The sequence below is a fragment of the Streptomyces sp. NPDC097617 genome (assembly GCF_044761485.1).
GTDB lineage: Bacteria > Actinomycetota > Actinomycetes > Streptomycetales > Streptomycetaceae > Streptomyces.
Window position 1 is genome coordinate 1 of record NZ_JBIWCL010000041.1, and the last position, 19,337, is coordinate 19,337.

A 19,337-nucleotide genomic window follows, 5' to 3' on the forward strand; every position below is an offset into this window, starting at 1 on the left:
CAAGAGTCCGATCGACTACGAACGCGAGTACTGGACCGGCCTCACTGTGGGGCTGGCCGCATAGGAAGGACTCCACACTTCGAGGGGATTGACACGGAGAGGACCAGTCCGCCTGCGACGGCGGCGGCGACGAGCTGGAAGGCGGGGTGGAGCAGGCCGAGCCCGAGGCCTGCCAGGACGAGAGCGCCGGCGGTCAGGCGGACCTGGCGTTCCATGCCCCACGTAGTGCGCGAGCCTTGCTCGGGGCGGTGGAGGTCATGTCCTGCGGCGGCCCAGGCGCCGGTGCCCCCGGCGAGGGTGGTGGTGTCGATGCCGTGCTCTGCGAGCGTCTTGCGGGCACTGTCGGAGCGGGCTCCGGAGGCGCAGACCACCAGGATGTCGCCACGGTCGGCGGCGTGGTGGATGGCGGGGAGGGCACGTGAGATCTGATCGAGGGGGATGTTCAGGGCGCCGGGCAGGTGACCTGTGGCGTATTCGCCGGGAGTGCGGACGTCGAGGACGGTGAGCTGGTGCAGGCGGGTGAGGGCCTGTGCGGAGCTGAGTGCGTGGGGGGTGGTCATGGCGGGCTGTCTCCTACTGGGTGGGGGGCGGGTGAAGTTACCGGGCGAGCTGGGGGTGGGGCCGTGGGGGCGGAACCGCTTTCAGTGGATCGCGTCCGTGAGCATGAAGGCCGCGACCGACAGCAGCACGACAGCGAAGGTGCGTTGCAGGGCAGGGCCCTTGATCACGGCGGACAGGCGCTTTCCGTCCCAGGCGGCGAGGATCGCCGCCCCGGTGAAGGGTGCGACGACTGCCCAGTCCAGAGGCCCGGCCCCGCCGGTACGGACGGTGAGCGCGGCGAGCGAGTTGACGGTGATGACGAGCAGGCTGGTCCCGATGGCCGCCCGCATCCTCAGACCCAGCACTCCTACCAGGGCGGGGACGGCGAGGAATCCGCCGCCGACGCCCAGGAATCCGGTGACCGCCCCCAGGCCCGCGCCGGCTCCGGCGGCCCGTACCGCGTGGACCGGGCGGACCTCGTTCTCGGGTGCGGGGGACTTGAGCATGCGCAGGGCCGCGAAACCCGCGACGGCTGCGAACGCGGCGGTGAGCAGCTGTCCGGGGAGTCGTGCGGCGAGGGCGGCTGCCGCCATGGCGGGAGGGATGCCGGCGGCTGCGAAGAGGGCGCCGGTTCTCCAGTGGACGTTGCCGGCGGTGGCGTGGGTGTAGAGGGCGGTGGCGGACGTGGCGGTGACGATGATCAGCGATGCGGTGGTGGCGGCGGCCGGGGTGAAGCCGAGCAGGTAGATCAGTGCCGGGACCGCGAGTACGCTGCCACCGCCCCCCAAGGCGCCGAGTGCCAGGCCGACGACGGCTCCTGCGATCAGGGCGAGGACGAGCGTGCTCACGCTATCGAGCCGCGGTTTCCGTGGCCGTCGACGACCGGAAGTCCCGCTGCGGCCCAGGCGTTCATGCCGCCCGTGACGTCGACGGCCTCGGATCCCCGTTGGGTCAGGAGTCTCACGGCCTGCCGGGAGCGGTGCCCGGAGCGGCAGATCACCATCAGCGGCCGTCCTTCGGCGTCCCGAGGCAGGCCAGCGCCTGTCAGCAGGGCGGAAAGTGGGGCGTGCACGGCGCCGGGTGCGTGGCCGGCCGTCCATTCCGCCCGCTCGCGTACGTCGAGCAGGACGACGCCCTTGTCACGGGTGCGCTGATGGGCATCGGCTGGAGTCACGCGGGCGGGGCCGCGCCGGTAGGGGAACATCATCGGGTCCTTCTCTCGTCGGGAACGGGGAGGGCGAGCCGTCAGTCGTCGGAACGGGGTCCGGTGACCATCGGGAGGCCCGCGCTGCGGGCTGCGTCGAAGGAGTCGTCGACGGCCACGACGTGGCGTCCCGCGGCGTCGAGCAGGGAGGCCGCGATCCCCGCGCGCATGCCGCCCGCGCAGTGCACCCACACCACTCCGGCCGGTACCTCGTCCTGGCGTCGGTGCAGCTGGTGGATCGGGATGTGCACCGAGCCTTCGATCCAGCCCGCCGCGCGTTCGGAGTCCCGCCGTACGTCCAGCAGGATTCGGTGCTCGTACGGGTCCAGGGCGGCGAGGTCGGCGAACGTGGCTCGTGGGAAGTCCCGCAGTTCGTCGTTCGCGGAGATCCACTTGGCAGGTTCTCCGGTGGCGGCGGCGGCCGGGCGGTCGATCCCGACCCGGGTGAGTTCCCGCTGGGCCTTCGCCAGCTGCTCGGGGGATTCCGCGAGCAGCGTGACGGGCTTGCCCCAGGGGATCAACCACGCGAGGTAAGCCGCGATCTTCCCGTCGGCCTCGAAGTTGAACGATCCCGCTACGTGCCCCTGGGCGAATGCGATGCGGTTGCGCAGGTCGATCACCCACTCCCCGGCGGCCAGGCGGGCGGCGATGTCGGCGGCGTCCGCCACGGGAGGTGGGGTGAGGTCGAGCGGAGCCGGACCCGCGGCGTTGGCCGGGCCCATGTGGGCGTAGTAAGCGGGCACGTCGTCGAGCCCGGCCAGCAGGCCGGCGACGAAGGCGTCGACGCCTTGGACGAGGGCGTCGTTTCCGGCCTTCTCCTTGCCGATGGTGGTGGCGTCCCCGTCGGCCTGCGCGGATGAGCAGAAGCTTCCGAACCCGTGGGTGGGCAGGACCTCGGTGTCGTCCGGGAGTTCGGCGGCCAGCCGGTGCGCGGAGGCGTGCTGGGCACGGGCCAGCTCCTCGGTCAGTCGCGGCTCCACCAGGTCAGGCCGTCCCACCGTACCGATCAGCAGGGAACCCCCGGTGAAGACGGCGACGGCCTCACCCTGTTCCTCCAGCACGTAGGAGGTGTGGTGGGGGGTGTGGCCGGGGGTGGCCAATGCCCGCAGCGTGATTCCGTCGTCCACGGCGAAGGTGTCGCCGTCATTGACGGGGGTGTGGGCGAACGACACCCGGGCCGCGGCGGGCACGTGGTAGACCGCGCCGGTGAGGCGGGCCAGGTCGAGGCCGCCGGTGACGTAGTCGTTGTGGACGTGCGTCTCCACGACGTGGGAGATCTGCACCCCGCGCCGTGCCGCCACGGCGAGTACCTGGTCGACGTCGCGCGGCGGATCCACTGCCACGGCCGTGTGGGCACCGCCTGCCAGGTAGCTGCGGTTGCCGAGCCCTTCCAGTTCAAGGGTGTCGATGAAGAACACGCTGTCACTCCTTCTCATGGGAATTACCCCCGGGGGTATACCTCGAGCGTAGCACTAGTACCCCCGGGGGTATTTTCGCCGGCGCTCTGGGGGCTGCACTCGGCTCACTGCGCGTCGGTCCGGGCCAGGGCACAGACTGGTGGGGTGGGCGCCATGTACGCGATCGAGCTCAGAGGACTGACCAAGCGGTACGGGTCAGTGGTCGGGGTGGAGGAACTCACACTCGGCATCCGTCCGGGCGAGGTGTTCGGCTTCCTCGGGCCGAACGGGGCGGGCAAGACCACCACACTCAGGTGCCTGACCGGCTTGCTGCGCCCGACGGCCGGGCACATGAGGGTGCTGGGGATGGACCCGCTCGCCGATCACCGCCGGGTGGCTCGGGAACTCGGCTATCTCCCGGGTGAACTGCGGCTGTACCCGGAGCTCACCGGGGCACAGACTCTCGACCTGCTGTGTTCCCTCCAGGGCCGGCCCTGCACACGGCGAGCCGAGCTGTGCGAGCGGCTGGGATTGACGCCTGCGGTCCTGCGGCGCACGGTGGGCGGGTACTCGCGCGGCATGAAGCAGAAGCTGGGCCTGGTGCAGGCGCTGCAACACGATCCCAGGCTGCTGGTGCTGGACGAGCCGACCGAGGGCCTGGACCCTCTGGTAAAGGAGACGTTCTTCGAGCTGATGCAGCAGGCAGCGGCCGATGGTCGCACCGTGCTGTTGTCCAGCCATGTGCTACCGGAGGTGCAGCGGGCCTGTGGACGCGTGGCGATCGTCCGGGACGGGCGCCTGGTGACGGTGGAGAGCGTGGCCGCCCTCCGGGAGGCGCGTGCGCGGCGGATCCGCCTGACCTTCGGTGACGGGAAGGGGACACGCCCTTTGGGGCGCGCAGAGCAGTGGGTGCCCCGCTGGGAAGGCGACCGGGTGGAGCTCCTCGTACCCCCGAGCGAGGTGGTGGGAGCACTGCGTGAACTGCTGGGCCTCGGAGTGGCTGACGTCATCGTGGAGGAGGCGGGTCTGGACGAGGCGTTCCTGGATCTGTACCGCAACGGCAAGGCGGAGGCGGCGGCGCCGTGAAGACGCGATGGCCCCTGCTGTGGCTGGCACTGCACCGGCGTCGGCGGATGCTGGTGGCCCTGGTGGTGGGGATGGTCGTCTTCGAGGCGCTGATCGTGGTGGTGGCGAACACGATCGCGCCGGGGCAGCTGTTCTCGGCGGGCGGGAAGGGCCCGCCGTCGGCGTACCGGGCGTTCAGCGGGTCGGGCGGAGATGTCTCGATCGCGAGCTATCCGGGGCTGCTCGGGGCCGGACTCGTGCATCCGTTCTGGATCGCCATGCAGCTGACCGCGATCGGCGCCCTGGCCGCAGCCGCGGTGGCGGCCGACGTGGAATCCGGGACGATCGAGCTGATCATGGTACGCCCCGTGAGCCGCAACCGGCTGCTCACCGAACGGACGGCTGCCGTGGTGATCGCCGCGCTCGCTCTGAACGCCGCGGCGACGCTGACGGTGGCGGCCGGCGTCTGGCTGTCGCCGGACATCCACCGGGACGTGCCGCTCAGCGGTGTCTTCGCGGCGGGGCTGATGGGTTGCGGCTTCGCGCTGTGCCTGGCCGGACCGGCTCTGGCCGTGTCCGCATGGGGGAGCCGGCGCGCCCAGGTGATCGGTGCGACGATCGCGATCGGGGCGGTCGGCTTCGCACTGAACTTCGTCGCGCTGGCCTGGTCCAAGGCGGCGCCCCTGCGGTTCATCAGTCCCTTCCACTACTACACACCGGGTGACGCGCTGGCGCAGGGCCACGTGCTGTGGCCGCAGCTGGGAGTTCTGGTCGGGGTCGGAACAGTGGGGCTCATCCTGGGCCACGCGTTGCTGATGAAGCGGGACCTGGCCCCGTAGCGCGGGGACAGCGGTCAGGGGGATGCGGGGCCTGCGAGTCGGGAGTGCACACCGATCACGCCTTCGACAGACCGGGCGAGGCGAGTGGCCACGGGGATGAGGTGGGGGTCGCGGGTCTCTCCCCTCAAGGTGACGATGCCGTGTGTCACGTCGACCGTGATGTCGCGGTGCGAGAGCGGGAACAGGCGCTCGACGACCTCGTGGCGGACTTCGGCAGCGAGGTCGTCGTCGGACCGGAGGAAGACCTTCAGGAGGTCGGCGCGGCTGACGATGCCGAGGAGAGTGCCGTCGGCATCCACGACCGGGAGGCGCTTGATGCGGCGGTCGGCCATCACACGGGCGGCTCGGGGGAGGGTGGCGTCGGGGCGGATGGTGACGGCTGGGCTCGTCATGAGCTGCTCGGCGCGAACCGATCCGGCCTTCGCGGTGTCGCCGAGACGACGCATCTGCTCGATGAGGCTCGGTCCGTGCTCGTGGAACTCCTCCTTGGTGAGGAGGTCGGCCTCGGAGACTACGCCGACCACATGCCCTTCGCCTTCGATGACCGGGACCGCGGTGACTTTCCAGCGCTCCATCGCGGTGGCGATCTCCTTGAACTCGGCGGCGGCGGTGACGGTGACGACGGTCTTCGTCATGACGTCGTTGACGGTGTACGGGGTGGAGGTCATGGCTGGTCCTCAGCGGGCGTAGGCGAGCGGCATGTCGCTGTGGTGCGGTGCGAACAGGTCGAGGATCCGGGTGCGGGCCGAGTCGAGCCGACGGGCGATGACTGCGGCAACAGCCGTGGATATGCAACGGCCCACGGCGGGGTTCTCGTCGCAGAGCCTCCGCACGGCCACCGCGTCGAATTCGAGTGCGCGGACAGGGTGGGTGGTGACGGCGCCCAGGTGCCAGGCGTAGGGCGGGACCATCCAGGACCAGCCGAGGAGCTCTCCCGAACCGAGGGTGTCGATGACGGCGGCCTTGTGCCCGGGGACGTGCAGGTCAAGGTCGACGGTGCCGTTCTCGATGAACCAGAAGCGGTCGGCCCGCTGTCGCTCCCTGAAGATGCGGGTTCCGGCGGGGATGTCCACGCGGTGGGCGTGGGCGAGCAGGGCCTTACGCGCTTCGGGTTCCATCTCGCCCAGGAGAGTGTTCATGGTGTGCCTCCAGCCCTTCCCTTTCAGGCTCGCGCCAGTCCTTGGAGTGCGGGAGGGCTTCGCGGTGCATACCGCAGGCCCATTCGGCCCGGGTCAGCGGACCAGGACGGCCTCCCCGGGCTTGGGTACGACGGCCGTCCAGCCCAGCTCACGGTCGATGCGGTCCCGGAGGGTCTCGGCGGCGGTCTCCTCGCCGTGGACCAGGTAGGTGGTGTGCGGGGCGGGTGCGTCCCGCAACCAGTCGATGATCTGGTAGGCGTCGGCGTGGGCGGAGAAATGGGGTACGTCGGCCACCTCGGCGCGTACGGGGATGTACTCGCCGAACATCTTCAGGGTGCGGGCGCCGTCGACGAGGTCACGCGCCCGCGTTCCGGCGGCGGCGAAGCCGACGATGACGACGGAGTTGCGGGGGTCGGGCAGGAGCCGGCGGAGGTGGTGCAGGACACGACCGCCGGTGGCCATGCCTGCGGAGGAGACGATGACTGCCGGCCCGGCGGTGCTGTTGATGTCGATCGACTCCTGGACGGTACGGGCGGCCAGGAAGGGCTCCGGGCTGAACGCCGCCTCGCCCTGGGCCAGGATCTCGGGCCGCAGCTCGGGAGAACGGGAGCGCAGGGCGTCCCGGTAGACGTCCAGGGCGGCCAGGGCCATGGGGCTGTCGACGTAGACAGGTACGTGCCGGGGCAGCGTGCTGTCGCGGCGCAGCTCGGCCAGCTCGTGCAGGACGACCTCGGTCCGGTCGATCGCGAACGACGGGATGACCACGGTTCCGCCACGCGACAGCGTTCTGGTGACCACGGCAGCGAATTCGCGCCGTGCCGTCTCGTGGTCGTGGCGGCGGTCGCCGTAGGTGGACTCCATCAGCAGCAGGTCGGCACCGGAGAACGGCTCCGGGGGCAGCAGCAGGGGGTGCCCGGGGCGGCCGAGGTCGCCACTGACAGCCAGGGTGTGGCCGTCCTCCAGTGTGAGGTGGGCCCAGGCGGAGCCGAGGATGTGCCCGCCGTGGTGCAGCCTCAGCTTCGTTCCGGCCATGATCTCGATCTCGCTGCCGACTTCGACCGGGTCGAAGAACTTCAGCGTGTTCTCGACGTCCGCGTCGTCGTACAGAGGCTTGGCGGGGCGGTGCTTGGACCAGCCGTGGCTGTTGGCGTGCTCGGCGGCCTCCATCTGGAGGCGGGCGCTGTCGCGGAGCACGATCTCGGCGAGCCGGGCGGTGGGGGCGGTGCTCAGGATCGGGCCGCGGAAGCCGTGCCGGACCAGGCGCGGCAGATAGCCGCAGTGGTCCAGGTGAGCATGGGTGACGACCACGGCGCGCAGGTCGGCGGCCTCGAAGCCGGGCTTCTCCCAGTTGCGACGGCGCAGGTCCGCGAAACCCTGGAAGAGCCCGCAGTCGACAAGGATGCGGGCGTGGTCGCTCTCGATGAGGAACTTGCTGCCGGTGACCGTGCGTACCGCACCGAGCAACCGCAGGAGTGCGGGTCTGGGCGGGGCGGCGGCAGGGCGCGGTGCTGTCTCGGACACGACCGGCCCTCCCTTCGGTGAGGGGATCCGGTTCTCACCATCGCACCGCGTGCAGGGGCCGGCAGGGGGCCGACAGGCCCCGGCAGGGGACCGACCGGCCCATGCGCGGCCGGTCGAGTCCGGTTCAGCCTGGCGGTGACGCTCTCAAACGGTGCGGAATGGAAGAAAGGGACACCATGGAGGCGCTCGCCTTCCAGGGTTGCGGACAGACCGGCGGCGACGTCCGGACTGTCCGGCCCGGGGGCCGCGTGCTCGTCTCCTGCACCTCGGCATGCGGCCGCTGCCATTTCTTCCGCACGGGCCACTACGGCCGGTGCCGCGGGGACGGCGGTCGGGGCCCGAGCCACACCATCGACGGCACATGCCGCGCCCGCGCCACCGGGCCCCTCAAGGTCGCGCTCGGCGGCGGGCCCCGCACGATGCCGTCACCGTCTCGGCCACCCGGCCGTGAACTCGAGAGGACGTGAAGACGATGGTCAGGATCCGACACGGGCCGGGCGCCGCGGAGGCGCCGGCCGGACGCACCGACCTCGGGCGGCGGATCGCCGTGCGCCGTGAGGAACTCGGCCTCACCCGGGACCAACTGGGTGAGCGCTGCGGGGCCGACGGCACGTACATTGCCTACCTGGAGGAACACGCGGCAGCGCCTGCGGTCAGCTCCCTCCTGCGACTCGCCGACGCGTTGGGGACGACCGCTGCGGAACTCTCCGGTGCGACGACGGAGTACCCGCCCGGCAGCGGAACGGCCGCGCTGGACGTCGAGCTGGTCGAGCTGTCCGACGGAGAGTGCCGGCGGTTGCTGTCCACGCACGGCGTCGGCAGGATCGCCGTGTTCACCCCGGACGGTCCGGCGATCTTCCCGGTCAATTACGTAGTGGCAGGCCGCGACATCGCCTTCAGGACCTCGGGTGACGCGGTGCTCGCGCGGGCTGCCGGGACGGAAGTGGCCTTTGAGGTCGACCATATCGACGACGTCACGCGCCTGGGCTGGAGCGTCATGGCCGTGGGCGAGGCAGAAGGCGTCACCGATGCAGAGGAGCTCGGCAAGCTCGATGCCGTCTCGTACTCGCTGCCCTGGGCCGGCGGTCCGCGGACACACTGGATGAAGGTCACTGCGATCCGGATCACCGGGCGCCGGGTGATCCGGCCGTGAGTCCGCCTAGAGCCGCCGTCCTCGACACCGACGGGGTGCTCCTCCGTGGTGGTCCCGGACATGCCCCCGCCTGCACGGCCTGCGCCTGTCGGGCATGAGCCCCGCGGTCCCCTGTCCGGCCTGCCATAGGCAGGTCGGCCCCTCCGAGGTACGGACCGGTCGGCCCCTCGCCGCTGTCCCACTCGGCACTGCGACACAGTCGCCTCCCGGCGTGATCGTGGAATCCGGATGCCGATCCAGGCTCCGTTTCCAGAAGAGGTGGCCACGATGCAGCGCATCCGGATCCAGCCCCACCAGAAGCAGCCCCACAAGCCCGCGCCGCTGGACCTGCGCACGCCGTCCGGCCGCCCGCTCCCGTACTGAGTCCGGAGGTCGTCATGGCAAGCACACGGCACGTCATTCCGTTCGCGGAACTCGGCCGACAGGACGTCGGCGGTGTTGGGGGCAAGAACGCCTCCCTGGGGGAGATGACCGCCCACCTGGCCGGTGCCGGTGTGCGCGTCCCCCCGGGGTTCGCCACGACGGCCGACGCGTACGGAGAGCTGCTGGACGGACACGGACTGCGCGGGCGGATCGAGGAACGGATCGCGCGCCTGCGCGAAGGCGCTGCGCTCGACGAGGTCGGGGCCGCGATCCGGTCGATGACCCTCGCCGAGCCGCTGCCCCCAGGACTGCGGGCCGAGATCGTTTCCGCGTACGAGCAGCTGGGGCGTGACGAAGGCCGTGAGGACCCGGAGGTCGCCGTACGCAGCAGCGCCACCGCCGAGGACCTGCCGGAGGCGAGCTTCGCCGGCCAGCAGGAGACGTTCCTGAACGTGCGCGGGACCGCCCGGCTGCTGGAGTCGGTGCACCGCTGCTACGCGTCCCTCTACACCGACCGCGCCATCGACTACCGGGAGCGGATGGGCTTCGACCACCTCCAGGTCGCCCTCTCGGTCGGCATTCAGAAGATGGTCCGCTCGGATCTTGCCGGCGCAGGCGTGATCTTCACCCTCGACCCCGAGAGCGGATTCCCCGAGGTCATCGTCATCAGCGCGGCGTTCGGGCTCGGTGAGACAGTCGTCAGCGGGCAGGTCGACCCCGACGAGTACACCGTCTTCAAGCCCAGCCTGAGGGGCCCGGAGCTGGACCCGCTGATCGACGTACGCGTCGGAGCGAAGCGGCGGAAGGCGGTCTATGCGGAGCACGGACTGACCCGGACCGTCGAGACCACCGCAGAGGAGCGCTCGCAGCGGGTCCTGACCGACGCCGAGGTCCGGCTCCTCGCCGACTGGGCACTGACCGTCGAAAGGCACTACGGCTGCCCCATGGACCTGGAATGGGCCAAGGACGGCCTCACCGGAGACCTGTGGATCGTGCAGGCCCGGCCCGAGACCGTACAGTCCCGCCGCGCCGCCTCCACCCTGCGCCGCTGCCGACTGACAGCCACGCCCGGTACACCCCTCGTGGACGGCACCGCCGTCGGCGAAGCCATCGGCAGTGGACCGGTCGTCCTCCTGGACTCGCCCGTCGACCTCGACCGCTTCCCGTCCGGCGGGGTGCTCGTCACCGGTATCACCGACCCTGACTGGGAGCCGATCATGAAGCGCGCTTCCGCCATCGTCACCGACCACGGCGGCCGCACCTCGCACGCCGCGATCGTCAGCCGCGAACTCGGCGTCCCCGCCGTCGTCGGCACCGGCCGGGCGACGCAGGCCCTGCACGACGGACAGGAGGTGACCGTCTCCTGCGCGGAAGGGGGACGCGGCAAGGTCTACGACGGGCTGCTCGCGTACGAGGAGACCGAGACCGACCTCGCCGACATCCCCGCCACCCGGACGTACGTCATGCTCAACCTCGCCGACCCTTCCGCCGCCTTCCGGTGGTGGCGGCTGCCGGCCGACGGTGTCGGCCTGGCCCGGTTGGAGTTCATCGTGGCGCACCAGGTCAAGGTCCACCCCATGGCCCTGCTGCACCCCGAACGCCTGGACCACGCCGACCGCTGCGCCGTCGATCAACTCGCCGAGGGCTACCTCGACCGCACCCGTTACTTCACGGACCGCTTGGCGTACGGCATCGCCCGGATCGCCGCCTCCCGCTGGCCCGCCCCCGTCGTCGTACGGACCAGCGACTTCAAGACCAACGAGTACGCACGACTCCTCGGCGGTCGGCCGTTCGAACCGGTCGAAGCCAACCCGATGATCGGCTGGCGGGGCGCGAGCCGCTACTACAGCGACGGGTACCGGGAAGGCTTCGCCCTCGAATGCCAGGCCCTGCGCCGGGTCCGCGACGAGATGGGCCTGACCAACGTCATCATCATGATCCCCTTCTGCCGCACCCTCGAAGAGGCCGACCGGGTCCTGGACGTCATGGCCGAGGAAGGTCTCAGGCGCGGCGAGAACGGCCTGAAGGTCTACGTCATGGCGGAGATCCCCGCCAACGTCATCCTCGCTCAGGACTTCGCCGAACGATTCGACGGCTTCTCCATCGGCAGCAACGACCTCACCCAGCTCACCCTCGGCGTCGACCGCGACTCCGAAGCCCTCGCCCACGTCTTCGACGAGACCGACCCGGCCGTCACCCGCAGCATCCAGACCCTCGTCCCGCGCGCCCAGTCCGCCGGCCGCCCGGTAGGCCTGTGCGGCCAGCGCCCCAGTGACGACCCCGCCTTCACCGAGTTCCTGGTCAAGGCCGGCATCGACTCCATCTCCGTCGCCCCGGACAGCTTCGCCGCAGTCAAGCAGCACGTGGCCGCCGCCGAAGCGGTCCGGTACGGGGAGGGCCGGACGGCCTCATCCGGGACCCGAAGGCCCCAAGCGGAGCAGCCGTCTCCCTCACGACAGTGAAGGAAGACACCACATGAAGGCGCTTGAAGCGCACCACAACAGAGAGCAACGGAGAGTCGTCATGACTTCCAAGCGTGTCCTGGTCGCCTACGGCACCAAACACGGTGCGACCGCCGGAATCGCTTCCGAGATCGGCAGGACCCTGCGTGAGGACGGCCTCGACGCCGTCGTGGTACCCGCCGACGACGTGGACGACGTACGCGGGTACGACGCTGTGGTGCTCGGCGGCGCCCTGTACGCCGGGCATTGGAGCGGCAAGGCCAAGCGCTGCGCCGAACGCAATGAGCACCTCCTCAAGCACCGCCCGGTCTACCTGTTCAGCAGCGGCCCCGTCGACAGCTCCGCAGAGCAGCACGACATCGCGCCGGTGCCGGCGGTGGCCCGGGAGATGGAGCGCCTCGGCGCACGCGAGCACATCACCTTCGGCGGCAGCATCACCTCCAGCACGCCCGGGTTCATCGCCCGGGCCATGGTCCGCGCGGGCAAGGGAGGAGACTTCCGCAATCCCGAGCGGATCCGGACGTGGGCCCACCACATCAGCGCCGAACTCGCCGCTCCCCGCTGAGCGGCTGGGCAGGATCAGAGCGCGGAGGTGCACGATGTCCGAGGCCGGCTCGCCCGGAGACGGGCCCACGCGATCGCGCCCGGCGAGAGCCGCCCGGGTGCGTCGGCTGTTCGACGGCTGTCCGAACGAGCTGCGTCGCCCGGTCGACCGGACCCGGCGCCGCTGGAACGTCGTCTTCGTGCTGTCCTTGCTGATCGCCCTGTTCAGCGGCGTCGTCGTCACGACGGCCGTCTGGGACTCCGAAAGCCGGACTGCCAGGGAAGCGGCCCGCCACCGGCACCAGATCGTGGCGACGACGGTCGGTGCCGCGGAGCGCGCGGTCTCCAGCCGCTCCGGCGGCAACTCGCGGGTGGTTGCTCCAGCCGCCTGGGAGTATCCGGCCGCTCACCAGCACTCCGGTACGGTCTCCGTCCCGCTCGGCACACCGGCAGGCCGGACGGTCACGATCTGGGTCGATGACGCGGGCACGGAAGCGCAGGCACCTTCGTCCGAAGCCCAACGCGCTTTCACGGCCGCAGCGGCGGGAGCCGGAGCACTCGGCTTGCTCGTCCTGGCCTCGGGGGCAGTGGTCCGCCTTCGTCTGCTCCTCGTCGAGACCCGCACCCTGACCCAGTGGGAGCACGAGTGGGAGGCCGTGGAGCCACGCTGGTCCGGCAGGCCGCGGCGCGAACAGGGACCTGGCGATGACTGAGGCAGGCACCCGGCCCCCATCTCCGGCCAACGGGTTGCCCCCGAGCCCCGACCCCCTCGAACCGTTGCCGCTCCTGAGGCGCGAACTCGGCACCGGGCCGAGCGGACTCTCCGTACGCGAGGCGGCCCGCCGCCTTGCCGTCTACGGCCCGAACGAAGTCCGCCGCAAGGCCCGTACCTCCCTGGGGCGTGAACTCGTACGGCAGCTGGTCCACCCCTTGGCGCTGCTGCTGTGGGCGGCCGCCGCGCTGGCGTTCGTCGCAGGCATCCCCGTGCTCGGGTGGGCCATCATCGCCGTGGTTCTCGTCAATGCGGCGTTCGCGCTCCTCCAGGAACGGCAGGCCGAACAGGCGGTGGAGACCCTCGCGAAGTACCTCCCCGAGCACGCCCTGGTGATCCGCGACGGCCGGCCCTCGGCGGTGGAGGCAGGCGAACTGGTGCCGGGCGATCTGGTCGTTCTCGAAGAGGGCGCCAAGGTTCCCGCCGACGCACGGCTGACCGAGGGAGGCATCGAGGTCGACCTGTCGATGCTGACGGGAGAGTCCACCCCCGCCGAACGCATCGCCGGTCCCGGGCTCATCGGGGCACCGCTGCTACAGGAACCCAACCTCGTGTTCAGCGGCACCGTCTGCACCGGGGGCCAGGCCCAGGCGATCGTGTTCGCCACCGGGGACCACACGGAACTCGGCCGCATCGCTGCCCTGAGCCAGCGCACCCGGCGCGACCCCAGCCCCCTGGAACAGCAGGTCAAGAAGGTCGCCTGGCTCATCGCCGCCGTAGCGGTCGCCATGGGCGGAGTGTTCCTGGCGGCCGGTGTCGCCGTGGGCCTGCCGCTGACGGACACCCTCATGTTCGCGATCGGCCTCCTCGTCGCCAACGTCCCCGAGGGGCTGCTGCCGACCATCACCCTCGCTCTCGCCGTCGGCGTACGCGTTCTCGCCCGCCAGGGAGCGGTGATCAAACGCCTGAGCGCCGTGGAAACCCTCGGCTCCACCAACGTCATCTGCACCGACAAGACCGGAACCCTCACCCAGAACCGCATGCGACTCCAAGCCGTGTGGACGCCGGAGCACGGAAGGGAAGTCGGCCCCTGGGACGGAGAGCTGCTGCGAACCAGCTCGCTGTGCACCACGGTCACCCGAGGCGAGGACGGCGAACTTCGCGGCGACCCGACGGAAATGGCTCTCGTGGAGGGTGCCGCTGCCCACGCCGCACCCGTCGAACTTGACGGCCGTGACACCGGGCGGCGAGCCCTTTTCCGCTTCGACCCCAGGCTGCGCCTGATGTCCGTCGTCCACGCCGATGGCCTGCAGGGCCTGCGCGTCATCGTCAAGGGCGCGCCGGAGACGGTGTTGCAAACCGTGGAAGGCAGTTCGGGGTCCGCGGCCGCCGCGGCGGAGGAACTCGCCCACGAAGGCATGCGCGTCCTGGCCGTCGCCGTCCGCACCCTGCCGGCCGGCGCCGAGGCACCGACCCGTCGCCAGGACGCTGAGACCGGGCTCCGCCTGCTCGGGCTCGTCGGCCTGTACGACCCACCGCGCCCCGAAGCCGCCGCCGCCGTCCGGCGCTGCCACGAGGCAGGACTCCGTGTGCACATCGTCACCGGCGACAACGGCGCCACCGCCGCGGCCGTCGCCCGCGAAGTCGGCATCGGCCTACCTCGTCTGCGGGTGGTGGCACAGGCCGAGTCGATCGGCGACCACGAACTCGATGCACTCCTCGCATCGGCTGACGCCGAAGTCGTCTTCGCCCGCTCCTCGCCCGAGACCAAGCTGAAGGTGGCCGACGCCCTGCGCGCACACGGCCAGATCGTCGCCATGACCGGTGACGGGGTCAATGACGCCCCCGCCCTGCACCGGGCCCACATCGGAGTGGCGATGGGACTCTCCGGCACGGACGTGGCCCGTGAGGCATCCACCATGGTGCTGACCGACGACAACTTCGCCACCATCGTCACCGCGATCGAATCGGGCCGCCGCGTCTACGACAACGTCCGCAAGTTCATCGTCTACATCTTCGCCCACCTCACCCCCGAGGTCGTCCCCTTCCTGGTCTTCGCGCTGTCGGCCGGCACGGTCCCGCTCCCGCTGACCGTCCTGCAGATCCTCGCCATCGACCTCGGCACCGAGACCCTCCCCGCCCTCGCCCTCGGCCGCGAACGAGCCGAACCGGGCACCATGAGCCGCCCGCCCCGCCCGAGTTCACAAGGAGTCATCTCCCGCGACATGCTCATCCGCAGCTGGGGCTACCTCGGTACCGTCTCCGCCATCCTGGTCATGGGCGCGTTCTTCTACGTACTGTGGCGCGCGGGCTGGCACCCGGGCGACCCCACCGGCACGGGCAGCCCCCTGCACCACGCGTACGTCACCGCGACCACGGCCACGTTCGCCGGCATCGTCACCTGTCAGGTCGGCACCGCCTTCGCCGCCCGCACCGACCATGCCGCCCTGCGCGACATCGGCCTCTTCACCAACCCCCTGCTCCTGGCCGGCATCGCCTTCGAGCTCGCCTTCACGGCAGCCCTCGTATACGCGCCGCCCCTGCAAGGCCTGTTCGGTACCGCCGCCCTGCCGCTGGACGTCGTCGCCCTCATCGCGACCTTCCCCGTCCTTGTCTGGGGCACGGACGAACTGCGGCGATGGGTCCGGCGTACTCACCACCCCACGAAGCCCTGACCCTTCTAACGGAGGCCTGCCATGTCACACATCGCTGAGTGGAAGGTCCATCTCTACCTCTTCGAGGAGGACCACACGACGAAGGCCCGCCTGGAACTCGACACGGGCACGAACAGGCTCACGGGCCACGGCACCGCCCGCTGCGCACCCCAGGACACCGACGTCCCGGAGATCGGCGACGAACTCGCGGTCGCTCGCGCCATGGAGGATCTCGCCCTCCAGATGAAGCGAGCCGCCTACGGTGACATGCAGGCCGCCGGCGCCCCGTCCCTCCAGGAGTCACTGAAACCGTACACAGGGTGGCTGGACACCGAAGTGTGAACACGAAGGATCGGGGCCGGCCTGGCCAACGCGTTCGAAGGGGATCCCGCACGCCGTCCTCGGCAGGGACCTTTGGCCCCCATGAAGGCCCTGAGCGGCCCTCTTCCCGGCGGGGCCCTCGGTGTCAGCGTGAGATCAGACCCCAGTGGCCCTGGGCGAGGAGGAATCATGAACAACACCGTCAGCGGCTCCGAACTCGGATCCGTCATCGTCGGCGTCGACGGCTCCGAGCCCGCCCGTCAGGCCGCGCTCTGGGCAGCGGGAGAGGCGGAACGCCGCAGGCGTCCGCTGCACATCGTGTACGGCGCCGACACGGACGGCCGGGCCCTCTACGTATCCGTCGAGACCATCGAGCGCGTCCGTGGCGCCGGCCGTGAACTGCTCGACGGCATCGCCGCCGCGGTCAAGGAACAGCACCCCGGCCTGGTCGCCACCACAGAGTTCAGCCGTGGCGACCCCGTGGCCAGCCTGCACCGGGCGGCTGGCCTTCGCGGCACCATCGTGGTCGGCAACCGGGGTCTGGGCGGATTCAACTCGCTCATGCTCGGATCCGTGGGCCTGAAGGTCGCGGCCGGCGCGAGGACACCCGTCATCGTCGTCAGGGGAACCGACAACGCCGCCGAGAACGGGATGATGCTCGTCGGGGTCCGTGACGAGCACGACCTCGACTGTGTGCGTCACGCGGCCCGCGAGGCCGAGCTCCGCAAGGCGGAGCTGCGGCTGCTCCACGTGTGGAACGTGCTCGAGTCCGTCGGCAGCGTGGTGACCATGATGGACGACGTCACGGAGATCGCCGACGAGTACGTCCGGCACCTGACCGCGGTGACCGACCAGATCCGCCAGGAGTTCCCGGGCCTCACCGTGCGGGCGGACGCCGAGAAGGGCATGTCCGTCGCCGGTGTCCTGGTCGAGGCTTCCCGACACGCCGACCTGCTGGTCATGGGCGGACGTCGGGCGTCCGCGTACCTGGGACCCACCCTCGGGCGGCACACCCATAGCCTCGTGCACCACTCCCACTGCCCCGTGCTGCTCATCCCGCGCCACACGGACAAGCACGGAGGCGAATCGTGATGGCCGCCGCCGAACGCCGCGAGATCGTCGTCGGCATCGACCCGGCCGGGGACTGGCACCTGCCCCTTGCCTGGGCGTCGGACGAGGCTCACCGCCGCAAGACCGGGCTCCGGCTCGTCGTGGCAGTGCCTCCGCCGCACCAGAAGCGGCAGGTCAACGGAACCCCTCGCACCACGGCCCTGCACCAGGCGGGCTCGGAAGCCCTCGCGGCCGCTGCGGACTGGGCGGGGGAACGGCATCCGGGGGCCGGCGTGGCCACCGATCTGATCGAAGGAATCCCCGTCCCCGCCATCGGCCGCCTGTCCTACCGGGCCCGCATGCTCGTCCTCGGATCCCGCCACCTGAGCCGGACCGCGGAGTACTTCAGCGCAGGCTCCACGGTGGTCCCGGTCACGGCCCAGGCACACTGCCCGGTCGTTGTGGTCGGAAACCCCGAGCACATCACCCAACAGCCGTCCTACCTGGTCGTGGGCATCGACGGCAGCGAGTCCTCGAAGGCGGCGCTGGCGCTGGCCTTCGAGGAAGCCGACCTGCGCGGCGCCGCACTGCGTGCCATCGCGGTGTGGCAGCCGCCGGTCTTCCTGCTTCACGACGAGGAAGTCGCACTGCAGGCCCAGCGGCGGATGCTGTCCGAGGCCACGGCCGGCTGGTCGCAGAAATACCCGGATGTGAAGCTCTCCCACGAGATCCCGATCGGGCATCCGGTGGAGGAGCTCGCGGAGGCGGCCGAGCACGCCCTGGCCGTGGTGGTCGGCCGCCGCGGACGCGGAGGCTACTCCGGCATGCGCCTGGGTTCCGTCGTCCACGGACTGCTGCACCGGGCGTTCTGCCCGGTGATCACGGTTCCGGCCGAATAGGACCGCCATGGCGACGACCCCGGCCACCGAAGAGGTACCTGGGCGCACGCTCGGCGGGCTCACCGATGTCGAGGCGGTACGTCGACTGGCCGAGCACGGGCGCAACGAGATACCGCCCGCCCCGGCGGCCCCCCCTGGTACGCCAGGGTGCTGGCCCAGCTGCGCGATCCGCTGATCATGGTGCTGCTGGGCGCGGTGGCACTGACGATCGCGATCGGCGACCACGCCGACGCGGTGGTCATCGCCGTGGTGATCGTCGTCAACACGGCCGTGGGCGTCGTGCAGGAGACCCGTGCCGACCATGCCGTGGCCGCTCTCTCGGAGATGTCGGCACCGAAGGCACGGGTCCTGCGGGACGGTGCTCCGCGCGAGGTCCCCGCCGCCGTCGTGGTGCCCGGCGATGTCCTGCTGCTCGCCGAGGGCGACATCGTGGCGGCCGACGCCGATGTCTCCGAGGCGTCCGCCCTCGTGATCGACGAATCCATGCTCACCGGGGAATCCGTCCCCGTGGACAAGGCGGACGACTCGACGGTGGGCGCGGGGACCGTGGTCGTGCGAGGCCGGGGCGTGGCGACGGTGAGGGCCACCGGCTCCGACAGCGCGCTCGGCCGGATCGCTGCCCTCCTCGACACCGAACGGGAGCCGACACCCCTGCAACACCGTCTCGCCTCGCTGGGGCGCATCCTGGCCGTCGTGACCCTGGCCCTCTGCCTGGTGGTCTTCGCTCTTGGGCTCGTACGGGGCCTGCCGCTCGGGATCATGGCGGTGACGGCGATCAGGCTCGCGGTCGCGGCGGTCCCGGAATCGCTGCCGGCCGTCGTGACCCTGGCCCTGGCACTCGGCGCCAGGCGCATGGCGGCCCGGCACGCTCTCATCCGTCGGCTCCCCGCCGTGGAGACCCTCGGTTCCGTCACGGTCCTCGCCACCGACAAGACGGGCACCCTCACCGAAGGCCGCATGGTCGTCCAGCACGTGTGGACGCCACGGGCCGAGGTCGACTTCTTCGGAGTGGGGTACGAACCGCAGGGAGACGTCCTGGTCGAGGGCAGGCCGCCGACGGTGTCCGAGCTCGTCCCCGTACAGGAGCTGTTGGTGGCAGCGTCGCTCTGCAACGACGCCTCCCTGCGGCCGCCCCAGGGAACGCCCCGGACGAGGACCGGTGGACCGCGGTCGGCGACCCCATGGAAGCCGCCCTCCTGTCGGCCGCCGTCAAGGCGGGGTGCGGCGAGCCGGAGCTCCTCAGGCGCACCCACCCCTGGTCGAGCACGGTACCCACGCCCGCGTCGGCGACGAGATCGTGGTGGGCGGTCCCTCGGTGGGCCAAGCGGGTCGCGATGGCGAAGTCGTCGGTCTGCACCACGACGACGGCACCCCGCCCTATGACGTCCGCTGGTCGGACACCGGCAGGACGACGCTCTTCTTCCCCGGACCGGACGCACACGTTCGGCATCTCGGCGCGGAGGACTCCGGCTGAC

The 19,337-nt window shown here is 70.9% G+C and carries 20 protein-coding genes and 1 pseudogene; 14 read left to right on the plus strand and 7 right to left on the minus strand.

Annotated features, from left to right (window positions below; genetic code table 11):
- Nucleotides 1-41 precede the first annotated feature (41 nt).
- The 4 genes from ACIQZO_RS38145 to ACIQZO_RS38160 form a co-directional block, all read right to left on the minus strand.
- Nucleotides 42-560, minus strand: coding sequence for a rhodanese-like domain-containing protein (locus ACIQZO_RS38145; protein WP_403635685.1), 519 nt, complete (start codon nt 558-560; stop codon nt 42-44).
- Nucleotides 561-641: 81 nt separating this feature from the next.
- Nucleotides 642-1,388 (minus strand): sulfite exporter TauE/SafE family protein, encoded by a 747-nt coding sequence (locus ACIQZO_RS38150; RefSeq protein WP_403635687.1) that lies wholly within the window; start codon nt 1,386-1,388, stop codon nt 642-644.
- Nucleotides 1,385-1,744: a rhodanese-like domain-containing protein gene (locus tag ACIQZO_RS38155; protein WP_403635752.1), complete on the minus strand. Its 360-nt coding sequence runs from the start codon at nt 1,742-1,744 to the stop codon at nt 1,385-1,387. Before ACIQZO_RS38155 ends, ACIQZO_RS38150 begins: the two co-directional genes overlap by 4 nt.
- A gap of 41 nt (nt 1,745-1,785) precedes the next feature.
- Nucleotides 1,786-3,162 carry a rhodanese-like domain-containing protein gene (locus tag ACIQZO_RS38160; protein WP_403635688.1) on the minus strand — a complete coding sequence of 459 codons (1,377 nt, stop codon included), beginning with the start codon at nt 3,160-3,162 and terminating at the stop codon, nt 1,786-1,788.
- Between the two features lie 153 nt (nt 3,163-3,315).
- Here ACIQZO_RS38160 and ACIQZO_RS38165 point away from each other — a divergent pair, with 153 nt between their 5' ends.
- A complete protein-coding gene (locus ACIQZO_RS38165; RefSeq protein WP_403635754.1) occupies nt 3,316-4,227 on the plus strand; it encodes an ABC transporter ATP-binding protein in 912 nt (303 codons plus the stop codon).
- Nucleotides 4,224-5,045 (plus strand): ABC transporter permease subunit, encoded by an 822-nt coding sequence (locus ACIQZO_RS38170; RefSeq protein WP_403635690.1) that lies wholly within the window; start codon nt 4,224-4,226, stop codon nt 5,043-5,045. The genes ACIQZO_RS38165 and ACIQZO_RS38170 overlap by 4 nt, the downstream gene beginning before the upstream one ends.
- 14 nt (nt 5,046-5,059) lie before the next feature.
- On the opposite strand, the gene ACIQZO_RS38175 is transcribed toward ACIQZO_RS38170, so the two are convergent.
- From ACIQZO_RS38175 to ACIQZO_RS38185, 3 genes are all read right to left on the minus strand, one after another.
- Entirely contained in the window at nt 5,060-5,713 is a 654-nt protein-coding gene (locus ACIQZO_RS38175; protein ID WP_403635692.1) for a CBS domain-containing protein, read from the minus strand.
- 9 nt (nt 5,714-5,722) lie between these two features.
- Nucleotides 5,723-6,184: a Crp/Fnr family transcriptional regulator gene (locus ACIQZO_RS38180; RefSeq protein ID WP_403635693.1), complete on the minus strand. Its 462-nt coding sequence runs from the start codon at nt 6,182-6,184 to the stop codon at nt 5,723-5,725.
- Between the two features lie 93 nt (nt 6,185-6,277).
- Nucleotides 6,278-7,705, minus strand: coding sequence for an MBL fold metallo-hydrolase RNA specificity domain-containing protein (locus tag ACIQZO_RS38185; RefSeq protein ID WP_403635695.1), 1,428 nt, complete (start codon nt 7,703-7,705; stop codon nt 6,278-6,280).
- A gap of 206 nt (nt 7,706-7,911) precedes the next feature.
- Between ACIQZO_RS38185 and ACIQZO_RS38190 the strand changes: the two are divergent.
- The 12 genes and pseudogenes from ACIQZO_RS38190 to ACIQZO_RS38245 form a co-directional block, all read left to right on the plus strand.
- Nucleotides 7,912-8,067: pseudogene (locus ACIQZO_RS38190) on the plus strand (alcohol dehydrogenase); the annotation flags it as partial.
- 110 nt (nt 8,068-8,177) lie between these two features.
- Nucleotides 8,178-8,858, plus strand: a complete 681-nt coding sequence (locus tag ACIQZO_RS38195; protein ID WP_403635697.1) for a helix-turn-helix domain-containing protein — start codon at nt 8,178-8,180, stop codon at nt 8,856-8,858.
- Nucleotides 8,859-9,235: 377 nt separating this feature from the next.
- Nucleotides 9,236-11,683 carry a phosphoenolpyruvate synthase gene (ppsA, locus tag ACIQZO_RS38200; RefSeq protein WP_403635699.1) on the plus strand — a complete coding sequence of 816 codons (2,448 nt, stop codon included), beginning with the start codon at nt 9,236-9,238 and terminating at the stop codon, nt 11,681-11,683.
- 61 nt (nt 11,684-11,744) lie between these two features.
- On the plus strand, nt 11,745-12,248 hold the full coding sequence (locus tag ACIQZO_RS38205; RefSeq protein ID WP_403635700.1) for a flavodoxin domain-containing protein: 504 nt from the start codon (nt 11,745-11,747) through the stop codon (nt 12,246-12,248).
- Nucleotides 12,249-12,345: 97 nt separating this feature from the next.
- Nucleotides 12,346-12,939, plus strand: a complete 594-nt coding sequence (locus ACIQZO_RS38210) for a hypothetical protein (RefSeq protein ID WP_403635702.1) — start codon at nt 12,346-12,348, stop codon at nt 12,937-12,939.
- A complete protein-coding gene (locus ACIQZO_RS38215) occupies nt 12,932-15,613 on the plus strand; it encodes a cation-translocating P-type ATPase (RefSeq protein WP_403635704.1) in 2,682 nt (893 codons plus the stop codon). Before ACIQZO_RS38210 ends, ACIQZO_RS38215 begins: the two co-directional genes overlap by 8 nt.
- Before the next feature lie 21 nt (nt 15,614-15,634).
- Complete coding sequence (locus ACIQZO_RS38220; protein WP_403635706.1) at nt 15,635-15,934, plus strand: DUF1876 domain-containing protein; 300 nt, start codon at nt 15,635-15,637, stop codon at nt 15,932-15,934.
- Between the two features lie 168 nt (nt 15,935-16,102).
- Complete coding sequence (locus ACIQZO_RS38225; protein ID WP_403635707.1) at nt 16,103-17,005, plus strand: universal stress protein; 903 nt, start codon at nt 16,103-16,105, stop codon at nt 17,003-17,005.
- Nucleotides 17,005-17,862 (plus strand): universal stress protein, encoded by an 858-nt coding sequence (locus ACIQZO_RS38230; RefSeq protein ID WP_403635708.1) that lies wholly within the window; start codon nt 17,005-17,007, stop codon nt 17,860-17,862. Before ACIQZO_RS38225 ends, ACIQZO_RS38230 begins: the two co-directional genes overlap by 1 nt.
- A 7-nt stretch (nt 17,863-17,869) precedes the next feature.
- Entirely contained in the window at nt 17,870-18,037 is a 168-nt protein-coding gene (locus ACIQZO_RS38235) for a cation-transporting P-type ATPase (protein WP_403635709.1), read from the plus strand.
- Entirely contained in the window at nt 18,010-19,245 is a 1,236-nt protein-coding gene (locus tag ACIQZO_RS38240) for an HAD-IC family P-type ATPase (protein ID WP_403635711.1), read from the plus strand. The genes ACIQZO_RS38235 and ACIQZO_RS38240 overlap by 28 nt, the downstream gene beginning before the upstream one ends.
- Nucleotides 19,178-19,336, plus strand: a complete 159-nt coding sequence (locus tag ACIQZO_RS38245; protein ID WP_403635712.1) for a DUF1918 domain-containing protein — start codon at nt 19,178-19,180, stop codon at nt 19,334-19,336. Before ACIQZO_RS38240 ends, ACIQZO_RS38245 begins: the two co-directional genes overlap by 68 nt.
- Nucleotide 19,337: the final 1 nt, after the last annotated feature.

Bases quoted from the DNA above. Each gene is read 5' to 3' on its own strand.
- ACIQZO_RS38225 (WP_403635707.1), top strand. From the start codon at position 16,103: ATGAACAACACCGTCAGCGGCTCCGAACTCGGATCCGTCATCGTCGGC.
- ACIQZO_RS38220 (WP_403635706.1), top strand. From the start codon at position 15,635: ATGTCACACATCGCTGAGTGGAAGGTCCATCTCTACCTCTTCGAGGAG.
- ppsA (WP_403635699.1), top strand. From the start codon at position 9,236: ATGGCAAGCACACGGCACGTCATTCCGTTCGCGGAACTCGGCCGACAG.
- ACIQZO_RS38235 (WP_403635709.1), top strand. From the start codon at position 17,870: ATGGCGACGACCCCGGCCACCGAAGAGGTACCTGGGCGCACGCTCGGC.
- ACIQZO_RS38180 (WP_403635693.1), bottom strand. From the start codon at position 6,184: ATGAACACTCTCCTGGGCGAGATGGAACCCGAAGCGCGTAAGGCCCTG.
- ACIQZO_RS38145 (WP_403635685.1), bottom strand. From the start codon at position 560: ATGACCACCCCCCACGCACTCAGCTCCGCACAGGCCCTCACCCGCCTG.
- ACIQZO_RS38205 (WP_403635700.1), top strand. From the start codon at position 11,745: ATGACTTCCAAGCGTGTCCTGGTCGCCTACGGCACCAAACACGGTGCG.
- ACIQZO_RS38175 (WP_403635692.1), bottom strand. From the start codon at position 5,713: ATGACCTCCACCCCGTACACCGTCAACGACGTCATGACGAAGACCGTC.
- ACIQZO_RS38230 (WP_403635708.1), top strand. From the start codon at position 17,005: ATGGCCGCCGCCGAACGCCGCGAGATCGTCGTCGGCATCGACCCGGCC.
- ACIQZO_RS38215 (WP_403635704.1), top strand. From the start codon at position 12,932: ATGACTGAGGCAGGCACCCGGCCCCCATCTCCGGCCAACGGGTTGCCC.
- ACIQZO_RS38155 (WP_403635752.1), bottom strand. From the start codon at position 1,744: ATGTTCCCCTACCGGCGCGGCCCCGCCCGCGTGACTCCAGCCGATGCC.
- ACIQZO_RS38165 (WP_403635754.1), top strand. From the start codon at position 3,316: ATGTACGCGATCGAGCTCAGAGGACTGACCAAGCGGTACGGGTCAGTG.
- ACIQZO_RS38195 (WP_403635697.1), top strand. From the start codon at position 8,178: ATGGTCAGGATCCGACACGGGCCGGGCGCCGCGGAGGCGCCGGCCGGA.